Annotated in this window: 17 protein-coding genes; 5 read left to right on the top strand and 12 right to left on the bottom strand. The window is 67.3% G+C overall.

Going from position 1 to position 16,267, the window contains the following annotated elements; translation table 11 throughout:
- The first annotated feature begins 174 nt into the window (after positions 1-174).
- The gene (locus tag OX89_RS02735) at positions 175-1,845 is read left to right on the top strand and encodes a phosphatidylserine/phosphatidylglycerophosphate/cardiolipin synthase family protein (RefSeq protein ID WP_234305479.1); all 1,671 of its coding nucleotides are present in this window, start codon (positions 175-177) and stop codon (positions 1,843-1,845) included.
- On the opposite strand, the gene OX89_RS02730 is transcribed toward OX89_RS02735, so the two are convergent.
- The 4 genes from OX89_RS02730 to OX89_RS02715 form a co-directional block, all read right to left on the bottom strand.
- Positions 1,805-2,815 (bottom strand): tRNA-dihydrouridine synthase, encoded by a 1,011-nt coding sequence (locus OX89_RS02730; protein WP_199856192.1) that lies wholly within the window; start codon positions 2,813-2,815, stop codon positions 1,805-1,807. The two genes, OX89_RS02735 and OX89_RS02730, sit on opposite strands and share 41 nt — an antisense overlap.
- Positions 2,816-2,910: 95 nt before the next feature.
- Complete coding sequence (locus OX89_RS02725; protein ID WP_047349463.1) at positions 2,911-4,083, bottom strand: class I SAM-dependent methyltransferase; 1,173 nt, start codon at positions 4,081-4,083, stop codon at positions 2,911-2,913.
- A gap of 8 nt (positions 4,084-4,091) precedes the next feature.
- Positions 4,092-4,613, bottom strand: a complete 522-nt coding sequence (locus OX89_RS02720) for a GNAT family N-acetyltransferase (RefSeq protein WP_047349507.1) — start codon at positions 4,611-4,613, stop codon at positions 4,092-4,094.
- A 155-nt stretch (positions 4,614-4,768) separates the two neighbouring features.
- Entirely contained in the window at positions 4,769-6,205 is a 1,437-nt protein-coding gene (locus OX89_RS02715) for a coniferyl aldehyde dehydrogenase (protein ID WP_047349462.1), read from the bottom strand.
- Between the two features lie 115 nt (positions 6,206-6,320).
- On the opposite strand from OX89_RS02715, the gene OX89_RS02710 reads away from it, so the two are divergent.
- Positions 6,321-6,725, top strand: a complete 405-nt coding sequence (locus OX89_RS02710; RefSeq protein ID WP_015913916.1) for a GFA family protein — start codon at positions 6,321-6,323, stop codon at positions 6,723-6,725.
- Between the two features lie 83 nt (positions 6,726-6,808).
- Here OX89_RS02710 and OX89_RS02705 read toward each other — a convergent pair whose 3' ends face one another.
- From OX89_RS02705 to moaE, 3 genes are all read right to left on the bottom strand, one after another.
- Positions 6,809-7,114, bottom strand: a complete 306-nt coding sequence (locus tag OX89_RS02705) for a hypothetical protein (RefSeq protein ID WP_047349461.1) — start codon at positions 7,112-7,114, stop codon at positions 6,809-6,811.
- Positions 7,115-7,178: 64 nt separating this feature from the next.
- Positions 7,179-9,782, bottom strand: coding sequence for an ATP-dependent chaperone ClpB (gene clpB / locus OX89_RS02700; RefSeq protein WP_015913918.1), 2,604 nt, complete (start codon positions 9,780-9,782; stop codon positions 7,179-7,181).
- 68 nt (positions 9,783-9,850) lie between these two features.
- Positions 9,851-10,327 carry a molybdopterin synthase catalytic subunit MoaE gene (moaE, locus tag OX89_RS02695; RefSeq protein WP_047349460.1) on the bottom strand — a complete coding sequence of 159 codons (477 nt, stop codon included), beginning with the start codon at positions 10,325-10,327 and terminating at the stop codon, positions 9,851-9,853.
- A 66-nt stretch (positions 10,328-10,393) separates the two neighbouring features.
- Here moaE and OX89_RS02690 point away from each other — a divergent pair, with 66 nt between their 5' ends.
- The 3 genes from OX89_RS02690 (at position 10,394) to OX89_RS02685 (ending at position 11,309) form a co-directional block, all read left to right on the top strand.
- Positions 10,394-10,648 carry a hypothetical protein gene (locus tag OX89_RS02690; RefSeq protein ID WP_047349459.1) on the top strand — a complete coding sequence of 85 codons (255 nt, stop codon included), beginning with the start codon at positions 10,394-10,396 and terminating at the stop codon, positions 10,646-10,648.
- A 112-nt stretch (positions 10,649-10,760) separates the two neighbouring features.
- A complete protein-coding gene (locus OX89_RS17915; RefSeq protein ID WP_015913920.1) occupies positions 10,761-10,901 on the top strand; it encodes a DUF3149 domain-containing protein in 141 nt (46 codons plus the stop codon).
- A gap of 78 nt (positions 10,902-10,979) precedes the next feature.
- Positions 10,980-11,309, top strand: a complete 330-nt coding sequence (locus tag OX89_RS02685; protein WP_047349458.1) for a hypothetical protein — start codon at positions 10,980-10,982, stop codon at positions 11,307-11,309.
- Between the two features lie 6 nt (positions 11,310-11,315).
- Here OX89_RS02685 and moaD read toward each other — a convergent pair whose 3' ends face one another.
- From moaD to OX89_RS02660, 5 genes are all read right to left on the bottom strand, one after another.
- Positions 11,316-11,579 (bottom strand): molybdopterin converting factor subunit 1, encoded by a 264-nt coding sequence (gene moaD / locus OX89_RS02680; protein ID WP_047349457.1) that lies wholly within the window; start codon positions 11,577-11,579, stop codon positions 11,316-11,318.
- On the bottom strand, positions 11,576-12,820 hold the full coding sequence (gene glp / locus OX89_RS02675; protein ID WP_047349456.1) for a gephyrin-like molybdotransferase Glp: 1,245 nt from the start codon (positions 12,818-12,820) through the stop codon (positions 11,576-11,578). Before glp ends, moaD begins: the two co-directional genes overlap by 4 nt.
- A complete protein-coding gene (mobB, locus tag OX89_RS02670) occupies positions 12,817-13,368 on the bottom strand; it encodes a molybdopterin-guanine dinucleotide biosynthesis protein B (RefSeq protein ID WP_015913922.1) in 552 nt (183 codons plus the stop codon). The genes glp and mobB overlap by 4 nt, the downstream gene beginning before the upstream one ends.
- A gap of 79 nt (positions 13,369-13,447) precedes the next feature.
- Positions 13,448-14,878, bottom strand: coding sequence for a threonine synthase (gene thrC / locus OX89_RS02665; RefSeq protein ID WP_047349455.1), 1,431 nt, complete (start codon positions 14,876-14,878; stop codon positions 13,448-13,450).
- A 15-nt stretch (positions 14,879-14,893) separates the two neighbouring features.
- Positions 14,894-16,255 carry a homoserine dehydrogenase gene (locus OX89_RS02660; protein WP_047349454.1) on the bottom strand — a complete coding sequence of 454 codons (1,362 nt, stop codon included), beginning with the start codon at positions 16,253-16,255 and terminating at the stop codon, positions 14,894-14,896.
- Between the last annotated feature and the right edge of the window lie 12 nt (positions 16,256-16,267).

The raw sequence follows: 16,267 nt of genomic DNA, 5'->3' as shown, positions 1-16,267 counted from the left end.
CTGCGCAGTCCAGGCGATGCACCACACGCCCGCGTGCTTGCATGCCGTTGTCCGACAGTCGCGCTGCCGAGTTTCGCGCTATACCCCTGTCGTCACCTCACCTTATTGCGTTCGATGTCCTTCATAGACCTGCTCCGCCACCTTCGCCATCGCACCTGGTCGCGCTGGCTGACCATGGCTTTGCTGGTCCTGTCCTTCGGCGGTTGCGGTGGGTTGCCCAAGGATGTGGACCGGCCCGTGTCCATGGCGTTGGACACGGCGGGCGAGCCTACGGAGTTAGCCACCATAGTGCAACAGCTGCGCCAGAAGGCAGGCGCCCGCCATGCGTCAGGATTCTCCCTCTTGAGCGGCCCGCAGGAGGCCTATGGCAGCCGGCTCGCGCTGGTGCAGGCGGCGCAGAAGACGTTGGACCTGCAGTACTACGCCATCCATGCCGATGCCAGCTCCGCGCACCTGCTGCGCAGCGTGGTGGGCGCGGCGCGGCGTGGCGTACGCGTGCGCATCCTGCTCGATGACTTTCACAGCACGGGGCGCAACGCGCTGGTCATGCGCATGGCGTTCGAGCCGAACATCGAAATGCGCATGTTCAACCCGGTGGCGGGCCCCCGGGCATCGTTCCTGGGCCGGATGTGGGGCGCGGTCAGCGATTTTTCGCGTGTGCAGCAGCGCATGCACAACAAGCTGTTCCTGGCCGACAACATGATGGGCGTAACCGGAGGGCGCAACCTGGGCGACGCGTACTTCGGCAAGGCAGAGGCCGAGAATTTTGTTGACCTGGACGTGCTGGCCGTCGGCCCCATCGTGGCCGACATGTCGCGCAGTTTTGACAGCTACTGGAACAACCCGCGCGCCTATCCCGTGCAGTCGCTCGTCAGCCGAGAAGAGCTGGACCGTTTGCGTGCGCAGGTGCGCAGCAGTGGCGAGAAGGCAGGCGCGCAAGCCGGCTCGCCCGGCTCCACCACCCCTGCAGACCGCCCCCGCACCTCATCGCCCCAATGGGACACGCAGCCCATGGACCTGCGCACCGTCGATTTCATATGGGCGCCCGCCGCCATGCTGGTGGACGAGCCGACCAAGATTCCGCTGGAGGGTGACGAACCGCCACCGTCGGCCGCGATACGCGCGGGCACAACGCCGGGCGCCCATCCGGAAGCCAGCGACACGCCCCAAGCACTGCCGGCGCCCGCAGCGCCCGTGTCCAGCGGGGACACGGTGGTGGACGGGCTGCTCACCCTCATGGACCGTACACGGCGCGAGCTGCTCATCATCTCACCCTACTTCGTTCCAGGCGACGACATGAAGCGCGCCTTTGCACGTGCGCGCCAGCGCGGCGTGCGTGTGCGGTTGCTCACCAATTCGCTAGCGTCCAATGACGCGCCCATTGCCCACGTGGGCTATGCCCGCCACCGCGAAGACCTGTTGGCCATGGGTGTGGAGCTGTACGAACTGCGCAGCGAGCAGGCCGGCCTGCGCTCGGCCTTTGGCAGTTCGGGCGCGAGCGCGGCGGGGGCTTCGCGCTCCATGCTGCATTCGAAGGTCATGGTCGTGGACGGCCGCATGGTGGTGGTCGGCTCCATGAACCTGGATCTGCGCTCCCAGTTGCACAACACCGAGATCGCCCTGCTGATTCGCAGCCGCGCCCTGGCCGCCGAAGCTGCGCAGCAAATCGACACCGCCATGCGCGAGGGGGCGTGGCACCTGCAACGCAGCGCCGACGGTGACCTGGTCTGGCGCGCGCCGCAGGGCAGCGGCCTGGAGGATGCGCACACCGACCCCGACAGCAGCCTGGCCTTGCGGCTGTTGCTCAAGCTGCTGGGGCCGCTGGCGCCCGACCACCTGCTGTGACAGATGCCCCAGCGCAGACGCGCGCCACCCACGCGGTAATGGCCTGCTGGTCGGTCATCACGCGCACCTCGTCGAACGCGGCCTGCGCCTGCGGGTAACGGCGGCGCAGCAGGTTCAGCCACTGCTTGAGCCGGCCGGCGCGCTGGCGCGGCTCCAGGTCTTCGCACACCAGATGCCAGAAGCGCGCCATGTGCGGCAGCAGGTCTTCCCAGGGCAGGCCCAGTGCAGGCGCACCGCGGTCGTGCGCGCGGATAGACAGTGCCAGGCCCGGGTCTGCCACGATGCCGCGGCCCAGCATAAGAGCGTCGCAGCCCGACACGCTGCGGCACCGCAGTGCGTCCTGCACGGTCCAGATCTCGCCGTTGGCCACCACCGGAATGCCCACCGCCTCGCGAATCGCGGGGATCTGCTCCCAGTACGCGGGCGGGCGGTAGCCGTCGGCCTTCGTGCGCGCATGCACCACCAGCTCGCAGGCGCCGCCGCGTGCCATGGCCTGCGCGCATTCACGCGCCAGGGCTGCATCGTCGTAGCCCAGGCGCATCTTGGCGGACACCGGTACATGCGCGGGCACGGCGCGGCGCACCGCCTCCACCACCGCCGCGATGCGCTCGGGCTCGCGCAACAGGGCCGCGCCACCCCCATGGCGGTTCACCGTCTTGGCGGGGCAACCGAAATTCAGGTCAATGCCTTCCGGACCCAGCTCTGCCAGCCGGGCCGCGTTCTCGGCCATGCTGACCGGGTCCGATCCCAGCAGCTGCGCCCGCACGGGCACCCCTGCCAGCGTGCGGCCGCCGTGGTTCAGCTCGGGTATGTAACGCAGGAACACCTTGTCCGGCAGCAGGCTGCCGGTGACGCGGATGAACTCGGACACACAGCGGTCCACCCCGCCCACCCGTGTGAGCACGTCGCGCAGCACGAAGTCGAGCAGCCCTTCCATGGGGGCGAGCAGCAGTGGTGCGGGCGTGCTCATCAGCAGTTTATGGGTCAAACAAGCCTCTAGCGCTTACTATTCAAGCGCTGTAAGCTATAAAAACAGGAGCATAGTATCGCCCGAGCGCATGCGATTCAGGACTGTTGCGTCGGGCTTGCCAAACCCAGGCGCCACAGCGACGTGACCTCGGCCGCGCGCGCGTCGGCCAGTGCATCGCCACCGGCGGTGGCCTTGGCGTGGCGCGGGCGGATGTCGTGGCGGCCCAGCACCCGCAACCCCGCGGCGCCAATCCAGCCTAGCAGTGCGTCGCGGGTGCGCAGGCGCAAATGCTCCGCCAGATCCGACAGGATGAGCCATCCCTCGCCGTGCGGCGCCAGGTGCGCAGGCAGCCCCGTCAGAAAACCACGCAGCATGCGACTGTCTTCGTCATACACCGCGCGCTCGATGGGCGCGCTGGCCTTGGCCGGCAACCAGGGCGGGTTGCAGACGATGAGTGGCGCCCGCCCGAAGGTGGTCGCGGGCGGGAACAGATCGGTCTGCAGCAGCTGCACGCGGTCCTCCAGGCCCAGCCGCGTCAGGTTGTCCCGCGCGCAGGCCAGGGCACGCGGGTCCAACTCGGTCGCCACCACGCGGGCCACGCCACGCCGTGCCAGCACCGCGGCCAGCACGCCGGTGCCGGTGCCGATCTCGAAAGCGAGCGCATCCGCGCCCGGCGGCAGCGGGGCCTGGGCGACCAGGTCCACATACTCGCCCCGCACGGGCGAAAACACGCCGTAATGCGGGTAAATGCGTGCGCCCAGAGCGGGCACATCCACGCCCTTGCGGCGCCATTCGTGCGCCCCCACGGCGCCCAGCAACTCGCGCAGCGAGACAATGGTGGACTCCTGCAGCGCCGGGCCCCAGGCCTCGGCGCAGGCCGCGCGCCAGTCGGGCGCGCGGCGCAGGGCGATGCTCCAGTCGGGCTGCAGCTCGATCAGCAGCAGCCCCAGCAGGCGGGCGCGCTGTGCCTGCGCCTGGCGATGCAAATGAAAGGCGTGCGGGAACTCCGCCGCGGGCACGGCGTTGTTCCGACCGCCTTTGCCGCTCTTGCGCGGACGTTCGATACGGCGCTTGAGCGCGTCCAGCAGATGGCGCGCGTTCTGAAAGTCGCCGCGCCACAGCAGGCCCGTGCCTTCGCATACCAGGCGATAGGCCGCATCGGCAGCCAGCGTATCGTCAGCCAACACCACCCGGCGCGGCGCGCTGGCGCCGCTTTCGGAGCGCCACGGCGCGCTGCGGTCCTCGCCGTGTTCGCTCCAGTGGATCATGGCGGGGCTCAGTTGATCGGGCGCTTGAGGCGCACTTCCTCGATCTTCACGCCGCCGACCACAGCGGTCTTGGCGGTCGTCATCTCGCGCTTGAAGCCGGCAAGTTCATGAAAGCGCAGGGCACGCTCATTGCGCAGCGGCACCCAGGCCGTCACGGTGGTGCAGCCCTCTTCGTGCAGGCCCTCGCGCGCGGCGTCCCACAGGGCCACGCCCACACCCTTGTTCCAATGCGAGGGGGCCGCGTAGATGGCCCAGATTTCACCGGTGGTGTTGCGCGTCTTTTCATCACGCGAGCGGTCGAAGCCGACGAAACCGACGATCTTGTCGCCGTCCACGGCCACCTGGACCTGGGGCTCGCAATACTCGATCGCCTCGCGCCAGTAGGCTTGGCGCTTCTCGACGGACGACATGGACTTCAACTGATCGTCAGGCAGCAGCCCTCGGTAAGCTTCCAACGCGGCGGAGGTATGAACCTGGGCAATGGCTTTGGCATCGCGAAGGGTGGCGGGACGAACCTGGATACTGGACATGGGAAAACGAAAGCAGGTGAAAAGCGAAAAACCCAGCATTTTCGCGCAAATGCCGCTTCGCCTCTCATGCCCCGCAGTTTCCACCTTGCCAACCCCGCCATTGCACGCAAACGCGGCCATCTGTGGCATAGCGCACATGCCACGGCCACGCCGCGCTACATCAGGCGGCGCAGCAGCGCCATTACCTGGTCGAAACGCGCGCCATAGGGCGGGTATAGCAGATGTCCCAGCGACCAGCGCGACTGCGCCAGCACCGACTTCTGGTGGCAAAAGCGCAGAAAGCCCGCCTCGCCATGGTAGGCGCCCCAGCCGCTGTCACCCACGCCGCCAAAAGGCAGCGCGTCGTGCGCGATGTGCATCAGCGTGTCGTTCACCGAGACGCCGCCGCTCACGGTGCGCCGCAGCACATCGTCGCGCACCGCCTCGCTGCGCCCGAACCAATACAGCGCCAACGGACGCGGGTGGGCGTTGATGTGGGCAATGGCATCGTCCAGGCGCTCGTAGCTGAGCACGGGCAGCACGGGCCCGAAGATCTCTTCCTGCATGAGCTGCATGTTCGGGCTGGCACCGAACACCAGCGTTGGCGCCATCTGCCGCCCTACCCCGTCGCCGATACCCTGAGGCGGTGGCGGGGGCGAGCCAGGCACGGGTTGCAGCACGTGTACCTCCGCCCCTTGCGTCTGGGCCTGCTGCAGCATGGTGCGCAGCCGCGCGAGGTGGCGCGTGCTGATGATGGAGGCGTAATCCGGGTTGCCCTCGAAGTACGGAAACAGCCGCGCCACCGCCACGCGGAACGCCTCGGCAAAGGCCGCCTCGTTGCCACGCGGCAGCAGCACGTAGTCGGGTGCGATGCAGGTCTGGCCCGCGTTGAGCAGCTTGCCATGGGCGATCTTGAGCGCGGCCTCCTGCATGTCGCAGTCCGCATCGATGATGCACGGCGACTTGCCGCCCAGCTCCAGCGTGGTCGGCGTGAGGTTGGCCGCCGCCGCCTGCGCTACCTTGCGCCCCACGGCGGTGGAGCCGGTGAACACCAGATGGTCGAACGGCAGCGATGCCACGAGCGCGGCCGTGGCCGCGTCGCCCTGCACCACGCAGAACTCTTCGGGCGCGAAGAACTGTGCCACCAGCGCGGCCAGTTGGGCCGACGTGTGGGGCGTGAGCTCACTCGGCTTGAGCATCACCCGGTTGCCCGCGGCCAGCGCACCAATGGCCGGCCCCAGCGCCAGCTGCACCGGGTAGTTCCACGGCGAGATGATGCCCACCACGCCCAGCGGCTGGCGCTCGATCCAGCCGCGTGCGGGCTGCAGGAACAGCGGCGTGCGCACCTTGGTGCGCCGACTCCAACGCGCCAGATGCCTGAGCGTGTGCCCCAGTTCCGCGCGCAGCACGAAAAGGTCGGCCACCTCCGTCAGGCGCTGTGAGCGCATGCCAAAGTCCGCCTGCACCGCCGCTGCCAGCACCGGCCCATGTTCGTCCAGCATCTTGGACAGCCGCAGCAAGCGCTCTCGACGCACCATCAAGGGCACATCGGGGTGGGCGCGGCTGGCTTGGCGCTGGAGGTCGAACAGGTGGTGGATGTCATCAGGGCTCATGCCGTGCATGATAGGGCTCGCCACCCCACCGCCAGACCGAGCCGCGCGTGACATTGTGTTGCCGCCCTGCCCCCGTAAGATGCGCCCCTGCCCTCCCGCTTGAAAGGAACACGAGATGAACGGTCATTGTCTTTGCGGCGCAGTCCACTTCACGTCCCCCGTGGCCAAGGAAATCGGCGCCTGCCATTGCGGCTTCTGCCGCCGCTGGGGTGGCGGGCCGCTGCTGGCCGTGCATTGCGGGCCGGAGGTGGAGTTCACGGGTGAGGAGCATATCGGCGTGTATGCGTCCTCTGATTGGGCACAGCGGGCCTTCTGCACGCGCTGCGGAACACACCTGTACTACAAGTTGCTGGCGACGGGCGAATATTTCATTCCCGCCGGGGCCTTCGAGACGCAGGACTTCGAACTGGCCAGCCAGATCTACATCGACAAGAAGCCCGCGTACTACGCCTTCGCGAACCAGACGCCGACGCTCACCGAGCAACAGGTGATCGCGCAATACGGGCCGCCCAACGGCTGAATGCACGGGGTGGAGAGTGTTATAGCCTTTTAAGCCTGCAGCGCTTATCCAGCAAGCGCAAGCAGCTCATGTTTCAATAGCAATCAATGCACTTCGCGCGGCACGACGTCGGTGACGTCCGTGCTGCGCTGCGGGGCATGCGCCGTCGGGCCGGGCGCCGTCCAGCGCGCCGTGCTGCGGTACACGGTGCTCCACCCCTCGCGCGGGTTCATGCGCATCGCCCAGGGCATGACCGGGCGGCCCGTGAGGCGCGCCCACACGGCGCGTGCGCCCCACACGAGTGCCAGAACGGCGGCTGCGGCCAGCAGACTCAGGAAAAAAAGTGCACCCATGGCGACGACCACGAGCTGCAACGTCCACCGGATCGCGCCGGCCACAATGTCGTTCAAACCATGCCCCTTTCTGGCAGATGAGGGCGCGGGAAAGGCCCGCGCCCTCGTTCAATGGTAGACCTCACCCCGCGGGGCGGGCCTCGCCGAAGTGGAATACCCCTGGGTCTGTCACAGGATCGACATCCACCGGAATCACGCTCTTGGGCGGGTAGCGCCCCTCCAGCAGCAGCTTGGACAGCGGGTTCTCGATGCGCTGCTGGATGGCCCGCTTGAGCGGACGCGCCCCGAACACCGGGTCGAACCCCACCTTGGCCAGTTCGCCCATCGCGGCCGGCGACACCTGCAGGGCCAGGTCCATTTTGGCCAGCCGCGCCTCCAGCAGACGCAACTGAATGCGTGCAATCGCTTCGATGTGCTTGGCATCCAGCCCGTGGAACACCACCGTCTCGTCGATGCGGTTGAGGAATTCGGGACGGAAATGGCCCTTGAGTTCCCCCCACACGGCTTCCTTGATGTCCTCGGCATCCTGGCCCACCATGGCCTGGATCAGGTGCGAGCCAATGTTGCTGGTCATCACGATCACCGTGTTCTTGAAGTCCACGGTGCGGCCCTGGCCATCGGTCAGGCGGCCGTCGTCCAGCACCTGGAGCAGCACGTTGAACACGTCGGGGTGTGCCTTTTCCACCTCATCCAGCAGCAGCACACTGTAGGGCTTGCGGCGCACAGCCTCGGTCAGGTAGCCGCCCTCTTCATAGCCCACATAGCCGGGAGGCGCGCCAATCAAGCGTGCCACGCTATGCTTTTCCATGAACTCGCTCATGTCGATGCGCACCAGATGCTCTTCACTGTCGAACAAAAAGCCCGCCAGCGCCTTGCACAGCTCGGTCTTGCCCACGCCCGTGGGGCCCAGGAACAGGAAGCTGCCCAGCGGCCGGTTGGGGTCCGATAGGCCGGAGCGCGAGCGGCGGATGGCATTGGCCACGGCGGAGATCGCCTCGTCCTGGCCCACCACGCGCTCATGCAGCTTTTCCTCCATGTGCAGCAGCTTGTCCTTCTCGCCCTGCATCATCTTGGCCACGGGAATGCCCGTGGCGCGGCTGACCACCTCGGCGATCTCTTCGGCGCCCACCTGGGTGCGCAGCAGCTTGTGCTTGGTGCCCGTGCCGCCGGCCTCGCTGTCCTGCGCTTCCTTCAGGCGCTTTTCCAGTTCTGGCAGCGTGCCGTACTGCAGCTCGGCGACCTTGTTGAAGTCGCCCTTGCGCTTCAGGTCGTCGATCTGTGTGCGGATGGCATCGATGTCCTTGCGGATCTGCTCAGAGCCCTGCGCGCTGGCCTTCTCGGCCTTCCAGACCTCTTCCAGATCGGCGTACTCGCGCTCCACATTGCCCAACTCTTCCTCGATGAGCTGCAGGCGTTTTTGCGAGGCCTCATCGGTCTCTTTCTTCATCGCCTCGCGCTCGATCTTGAGCTGGATCATGCGGCGCTCGAGCTTGTCCATCGACTCGGGCTTGGAGTCGATCTCGATCTTGATCTTGGCCGCGGCCTCGTCGATCAGGTCGATGGCCTTGTCAGGCAAAAAACGGTCGGTGATGTAGCGGTGCGACAGCTCGGCCGCGGCCACGATGGCCGGGTCGGTGATGTCCACGCCGTGGTGCGCCTCGTAGCGCACCTGCAGGCCGCGCAGGATGGCGATGGTGTCTTCCACGCTGGGCTCGTCCACCAGCACCTTCTGAAAGCGCCGCTCCAGCGCCGCATCCTTCTCGATGTACTTGCGGTACTCGTCCAGCGTGGTCGCGCCGATACAGTGCAGCTCGCCGCGCGCCAGTGCGGGTTTCAGCATGTTGCCCGCGTCCATGGCGCCTTCGGCCTTGCCGGCGCCGACCATGGTGTGGATCTCGTCGATGAAGAGGATGATGCGGCCTTCCTCGTGCGCCACTTCCTTCAGCACGGACTTCAGGCGCTCCTCGAACTCGCCACGGTACTTGGCACCCGCCAGCAGGCCGGCCATGTCCAGCACCAGCACGCGCTTGTTCTTCAGCGTCTCGGGCACCTCGCCCTCGACGATGCGCTGGGCCAGCCCCTCGACGATGGCGGTCTTGCCCACGCCGGGCTCGCCGATCAGCACGGGGTTGTTCTTGCTGCGCCGCTGCAGCACCTGGATGGCGCGGCGGATCTCGTCGTCGCGGCCGATCACCGGGTCCAGCTTGCCCTGGCGGGCGCGCTCGGTCAGGTCCAGCGTGTATTTCTTCAGCGCCTCGCGCTGGCCCTCGGCTTCGGCGCTGTCCACCTTCTGGCCGCCGCGCACGGCGTCGATGGCCGCCTCCAGGCTCTTGCGGGTCACGCCGTTGTCCTTGGCCAGCTGCGCGGCCTCGCCCTTGCTGTCGACCAGCGCCAGCAAAAACAATTCGCTGGCGATGAACTGGTCGCCGCGCTTGATGGCTTCCTTCTCGGTGGCCTGCAGCACACGGCCCAGCTCGGGGCTGCCCTGCACCTGGTCCTGGCCCTGCACCTGGGGCAGGCGCTTGACGGCGGCCTCGGCCGCGGCCAGCAGGCCCGGCACATTGGCGCCGGCACGCTGCAGCAGCGCGCGCGGGCCTTCATCCTGGCGCAGCATGGCCACCAGCATGTGCACGGGCTCTATGTAGGCGTTGTCATGTCCCAGGGCCAGCGACTGCGCATCGGACAGCGCTTCTTGGAACTTCGTGGTGAATTTATCGAGACGCATGTGAAACCTCCAACTTGTCGCTAGCTAGGGCTCCGGGGCCTCGATTTCAAGCCGCCGGACGATAAAAGTCAGCCCGCCTGCGGCGGCGCGGCGATGCCCCAGCGCGCCAGCGCCGCATCGTCGCTCACGCGCGCATCCACCCAGCGCGCACCCTCCGGCGTCTGCTCCTTCTTCCAGAACGGCGCCTGGGTCTTGAGGTAGTCCATGACGAACTCGCAGGCCTGAAAGCTCTCGCCGCGGTGCGCCGAGGTCACGGCCACCATCACGATCTGGTCCATGGGCGCGAGCAGCCCCACGCGGTGGATCACGCGCACGCCATAGAGGTCAAAACGTGCAAACGCCGCATCCACCATGGCATCGATGGATTTCTCGGTCATGCCCGGGTAGTGCTCCAGCTCCATGGAGGCCACGCTGTCCCCTTCGTTGCGGTCGCGCACCGTGCCCACGAAGCAGCACACCGCCCCCACGCGCGCGTCCCGCGCACGCAGCGCCGCCAGCTCGGTGGAAACGTCGAAGTCATGGGTCTGGATGGAAACGCGGTGCATGGCAGTGGTCAGCGGCAGAATTGCGGAATTGACGGCACTTTAACGCCCACCCCACACTTGCACACCATGGCCCTGCAGACCATCACCACCGACGACTACCTGCTCTACCCCTCGCCGCGCAATGCGCACCGTGTGGTGTTTGAGTTCCAGACTTTCGTGCCCCACCCCTATGCCTTGGTCGATCTGCCCAGCTTCGACCTGGCGGGCCGCTACAGCCTGTTCTCCGCCCACCGCAAGGCTGACGCGAAGATGGGCCAGCTCGTGACCTTCGAGCTGGAAGGCGACCAGCAGCGCTTTGAGCGCCTGTTCGTGCCTGATTGAAGGTACTTGACGACAATAGTGGGGTATACCCGGATTTTTGACTTGTCTCAAAGGGGCTTCCGCCGGGCTGCGCTGCAATGGCTCCATCACATAACGACGGAGGAAAAACGCCATGCAACTGCTCAAGCAACTCTTCACCACCGAGGTGGGCCTGTTCAGCGCCATAGGCATCGGTTTCATGCTGTGCATGGGGGGCTTCTTCGTCTGGCTGTTCACGCGCAACGATGCGCCCCCGGCACAGCAAAAGCGCTGATCCACTCCATACCCGCGCAGGTGCTGTCTCCACCAGGAGCGGCGCCTGTGTTTTTTCGCCGTGCCAGACAATAGGCAGATGCACGACGACAACCAGATCCTGGTCCCGCCCTCCTTCATCGCGCTGTACAGCGACACACGCGCACGCCTGCAGGCGCCTGCCGCCGAGGTGCGGGCGCGCTACGAGTGGTGCGAGGACCTGGCCTGCCACTTGGTGGAACAGGCGCAGCAGCTGTACCACGGCGGTGCGCGGTCGGAAGAAGGGGTGCTGCTGGGCATCCACGCCGGCCTGGCCGGTCCGGACGCGGGCGTGACCCCGGCCGAGGCGCGCTGGATCACGCTGCGCCTGGCCGAGTTGCTGGGGTGGCGCAGCCCCGAGCTGCCCGCCCAGGCGGTGCGGCAGCCTTGAAGGCCGTCAACCGCCCGTGACGGGCGGAAAGAACGCCGCCTCGGCGCCTGCCGCCAGCGGCGTGGCGTCATGCGCCATGGTCTGGTCGAGGGCCACGCGCACGGCGCGCCCGCGCGAGAGGCAGGTGGCCCAGGGCTCGCCACGGGCGATGAGTTCATCGCGCAAGGCGCCCAGCGTGGTGGCGCCGGTCTGCACCGTCTCCTGCCCCGTGCCCACGGCCTCGCGGATGGAGGCGAAGTAGCGCACCGTGATCGTGAAGGGCGTGGTCATGACAGCAACTCCGCAAATGGCAGGAAGCGCACGGTGTCGCCGCGCGCAATGGTCTGGCCGGCGGGGTTGTCCACCACGCCGTCCGCCCAGGCGGCCGAGGTAAGCACGCCCGAGCTTTGGTTGGGAAACAGCTCCAGCGTGCCATCGGCGCCCTGGCGCACGCGCAGGAATTCACGGCGTTTATCGGCCCGGGGCCAGTCGAATCCAGCCGTAGCAGCTATCGCTTTAGGAGCAACATCACGCACGCCCTGCAGGCGCAACAGGAAGGGGCGCACCAGCAGGCCGAAGGTGACGAAGCTGGACACGGGGTTGCCCGGCAGGCCCATGAAGTGTGCACTGCCGCCCGCGTGGGGAATCTGGCCGTAGGCGAAGGGCTTGCCCGGCTTCATGGCGATCTGCCAGAGCTGCAGCGTGCCCAAGCGCTCCACCGCCGGCTTGATGTGGTCTTCCTCGCCCACACTCACGCCGCCGCTGGTCAGGATCAGGTCATGTCCCTGGGCAGCCTCGCGCAGCGCGGCCACGGTGGCCTCGCGCCGGTCGGGCACTATCCCTAAGTCGCTCACCTCGCAGCCCAGGCGCAGCAGCATGGCGCGCAGGAAGAAACGGTTGCTGTTGTAGATGGCGCCGGGCTTCATCTGCGCGGGCGGCACATCACCCGGCATGACGAGTTCGTCGCCCGTGGAAAAAAGCGCCACGCGGGGCCGGCGCGCCACCTGCAGGGTGCCCAAGCCGATACTGGCAGCCAGGCCCAGCTCTGCGGGGGTGAGGCGCGTGCCAGCGGCCAGCACCTCAGCACCCCGGGTGATGTCCTCGCCCGCGCGCCGAATCCACTGACCCTGGGCCGGTACGGCATTCACGCGCACGCGATCCCCGTCGAGCGCCTCGCAGTCTTCCTGCATCACGATGGCATCGGCCCCCTCGGGCACCGGCGCGCCCGTGAAGATGCGCGCCGCCGTACCCGCCGCCAGCGGCACGCCGAAGGCGCCCGCGGGAATACGCTGCGCCACCGGCAACTCCACCCCCGCTGCCGGCACGTCGGCGCAGCGCACGGCGTAGCCGTCCATCGAGCTGTTGTCGTTGGGCGGCACCTGCAGCGGCGAGGTGGCGGCCTGCGCGAGCACGCGACCGTCGGCGTCGAAGGTGTTGACGGTGTCGGTGCCTGCCAGCGGGGCGGCCTGCGCCAGCAGTTCGGCCAGGGCTTCGTCCAGTGGCTTGAGGGGTGCACGCGCTTGGGGTTTCATTCGCAGGCCTCCGCCCGGTCGGGCACATAGTCAAAACGCGCGCCCTGCGCCAGCAGCCATTGCACCACGGCGTGAGGGTCGTCCAGGTTGAGCACCGGCAGCGCGGTGGGCACCGGCGGCAGCGGCGCGTCGGTGGCCACGGCGACGATGCAGGGATCGTGCGGATAGAGAGCGGGCCGTTCGCGGTAATCGGGTGATGCGGCGCGCCAGATCTCGATCTTGGGCAGGTCGCTTTCCTTGAAGCCTTCCACCAGCACCCAGTCCACGCGCGGATCCAGCTCGGCCAGCAGTTCGTGCACGCTGGGCGTGTGCTCCTGCTCGAATTCGCGCATCAGCGCCATGCGCCGGTCGGAGGCCACGGCCACTTCGTAGGCGCCGGCCTCGCGGTGGCGCCAGGTGTCCTTGCCCACATGGTCGATGTCGAACTTGTGGTGCGCATGCTTGACCACCGACACGCGCAGGCCATGCAGGCGCAGTTCGGGAATCAGCTGCTCCACCAGCGTGGTCTTGCCGCTGCCTGAATAGCCGGCAAAGCCAACCACCTTCATCCCGCCACTCCTTCAGTTTCACTCATCTATTAATAGCTACCAGCGCTTGATGGATAAGCGCCATAGGCCGATTTGATCCCTAATCGCAATGGGCTGCGATATAGGCCTTGACCTGCTCGGCATCGGCCGCCAGCACCTGCAGGCGCTTGGGCAATTGCTCGATGCCCTCGAACCTGGCCGGGCGCTCGGGCGCGCGGCCCAGGGCTTCCTGGATGGTCTCGGCGAACTTGATGGGCAGGGCCGTCTCCAGCACGATCATGGGCACAGCGGGATCGCCACGGTGCTCGCGCGCTACCTTCACGCCGTCGGCGGTGTGGGTATCGATGATCTGGCCGAAGCGCTCGTACGTGTCGCGGATGGTGGCCAGGCGGTCGGCGTGCGTGCTCTTGCCGCTCTCGAAGCCGTACTTGGCGCGTGCGTCTCGGAACACGGGGTCGCTCCCCAGGTCGAAGAAGCCCTGTTTGGCCACGCCCTCGGCGAACAGCTCGCGCGTGCGCTCCGCATTGCGCCCCAGCAGGTCGAACACGAAACGCTCGAAGTTGCTGGCCTTGCTGATGTCCATGCTGGGGCTGCTGGTCTCGTGCGTGTCGGCCGCGCCGCGCACGCGGTAGGCGCCGGTGCGGAAGAACTCGTCGAGCACGTCGTTTTCGTTGGTGGCAACGATCAGGCGGTCGATCGGCAGGCCCATCTGGCGCGCCACGTGCCCGGCGCAGATGTTGCCGAAGTTGCCGCTGGGCACGGTGAAGCTGACCTTCTGGCCGTTCGTCTCCGTCGCCTGGATGTAGCCCGCGAAGTAGTACACCACCTGCGCCAGCAGGCGCGCCCAGTTGATCGAGTTGACGGTGCCGATCTTGTATTGGGCCTTGAACGCGTGGTCGTTGCTCACCGCCTTGACGATGTCCTGGCAGTCGTCGAATACGCCTTCGATGGCCAGGTTGTGGATGTTCGCGTCCTGCAGGCTGAACATCTGCGCTTGCTGGAACGGGCTCATGCGACCGTGCGGGCTGGTCATGAACACGCGCACGCCCTGCTTGCCGCGCATGGCGTACTCGGCCGCGCTGCCGGTGTCGCCGCTGGTGGCGCCCAGAATGTTGAGCTGCTCGCCACGGCGGGCCAGTTCGTACTCGAACAGGTTGCCCAGCAGTTGCATGGCCATGTCCTTGAAGGCCAGCGTGGGACCGTTGGACAGGGCCTCGATCCACAGGCCGTCTTCCAGGTGGCGCAGCGGCACGATCTCGCCCGTGCCGAACACCTCGGCGGTGTACGTTTTCTCGCACAGGCGCTTCAGGTCCGCGGGCGGGATGTCGTCGATGTACAGCGACAGGATGCGCAAGGCCAGCTCGGCATAGCCTTGCGTGTGATAGGCGGTGCGCAGCGCGGTCAGCTCGGCGTCGCTGATCTGCGGGTAGCGCTCGGGCAGGTACAGGCCGCCGTCGGGCGCCAGGCCTTCGAGCAGGATGTCGCAGAAATGCTTGCGGTCCGCGTGGCCGCGGGTGGACAGGTACAGCATGGCGTGCAGCCCCTCTTAGTTGTTGAGCTCTTCCTTGCGGATGCGCGTGATGCTGGCCAGCACGGTGGGCAGGCCCTGGATTTGGGCGAGCGCGGCGTCCATGTCGCCCTCGCGCGTGTCGTGCGTGAGGATGATCAGGTCGGTCTGCGTGCTGCCTTCGCCGCCCACCTCGTCGGCCTCGCGCTGCAGCACGGCGTCGATGCTGATGCCCGCGCCGGCCAGGATGCCGGTGATCTTGGCCAAAACACCGGCCTCGTCGGCTACGCGGATACGCAGGTAGTAGCTGGTGACCACGTCGGCCATGGGCAGCACGGGCAGCTCCTGCCCCGCCTCGCGCAGCGTGTGGCTCTGGAAGGCCAGCGGCGGCACGCGGTGCGCGGGGTCGGCCTCGATCAGGCGGGTGATGTCCACCAGGTCGGCGATCACGGCGCTGGCGGTGGGCTCGCTGCCCGCGCCCTTGCCGTAGTACAACGTGGTGCCCACGGCGTCCCCGTGCACCACCACGGCGTTCATCGCGCCTTCGACATTGGCGATCAGGCGCTTGGCAGGCACCAGCGCGGGGTGCACGCGCAGCTCCACGCCATCGGGCGTGCGCTTGGTCGCGTCGCCCTGGCGGCGCTTGGCGATCCCCAGCAGCTTGATGCGGTAGCCCAGTTGCTCGGCATAGCGGATGTCGACGGCGGACAACTTGGTGATGCCCTCCACGTAGGCCTTGTCGAACTGCACCGGAATGCCGAAGGCGATGGCGCTCATGATGGTGGCCTTGTGCGCGGCGTCCACGCCCTCGATGTCGAAGGTGGGGTCGGCCTCGGCGTAGCCCAACGCTTGCGCTTCCTTGAGCACCACGTCGAAGTCCAGGCCCTTGTCGCGCATCTCGGACAGGATGAAGTTGGTGGTGCCGTTGATGATGCCGGCCACCCACTGGATCTGGTTGGCCGCCAGGCCTTCGCGCAGCGCCTTGATGATCGGGATGCCGCCGGCCACCGCCGCCTCGTAGGCGACCACCACCCCCTTCTCGGCCGCGGCCTTGAAGATCTCCGTGCCATGCACGGCCAGCAGGGCCTTGTTGGCCGTCACGACATGCTTGCCGGCGGCGATCGCCTCCAGCACCAGCTGCTTGGCGATGCCGTAGCCGCCGATCAGCTCGACCACGATGTCGATCTCAGGGTTGGCGATCACTTCGCGCGCATCGCCCACCACGCGGGCGTTCTCGCCCACGATGGAGCGTGCGCGGGCGGTGTCCAGGTCGGCCACACAAGCCATCTCGATGCCGCGGCCGGCGCGGCGGCGGATTTCTTCCTGGTTGCGCGACAGGACGTTGAACACGCCGCTGCCCACGGTGCCAATGCCCAGCAGGCCCACTTGGATCGGTTTCATATCAGGGTTACC

Origin of the sequence: Diaphorobacter sp. J5-51 (genome assembly GCF_001023515.1) — a bacterium.
In the GTDB taxonomy this organism is placed as follows: Bacteria; Pseudomonadota; Gammaproteobacteria; order Burkholderiales; family Burkholderiaceae_C; genus Diaphorobacter; species Diaphorobacter nitroreducens.
Note: the sequence above shows the minus strand (reverse complement) of the source record. Positions and strands in the feature narration are given on the sequence as shown.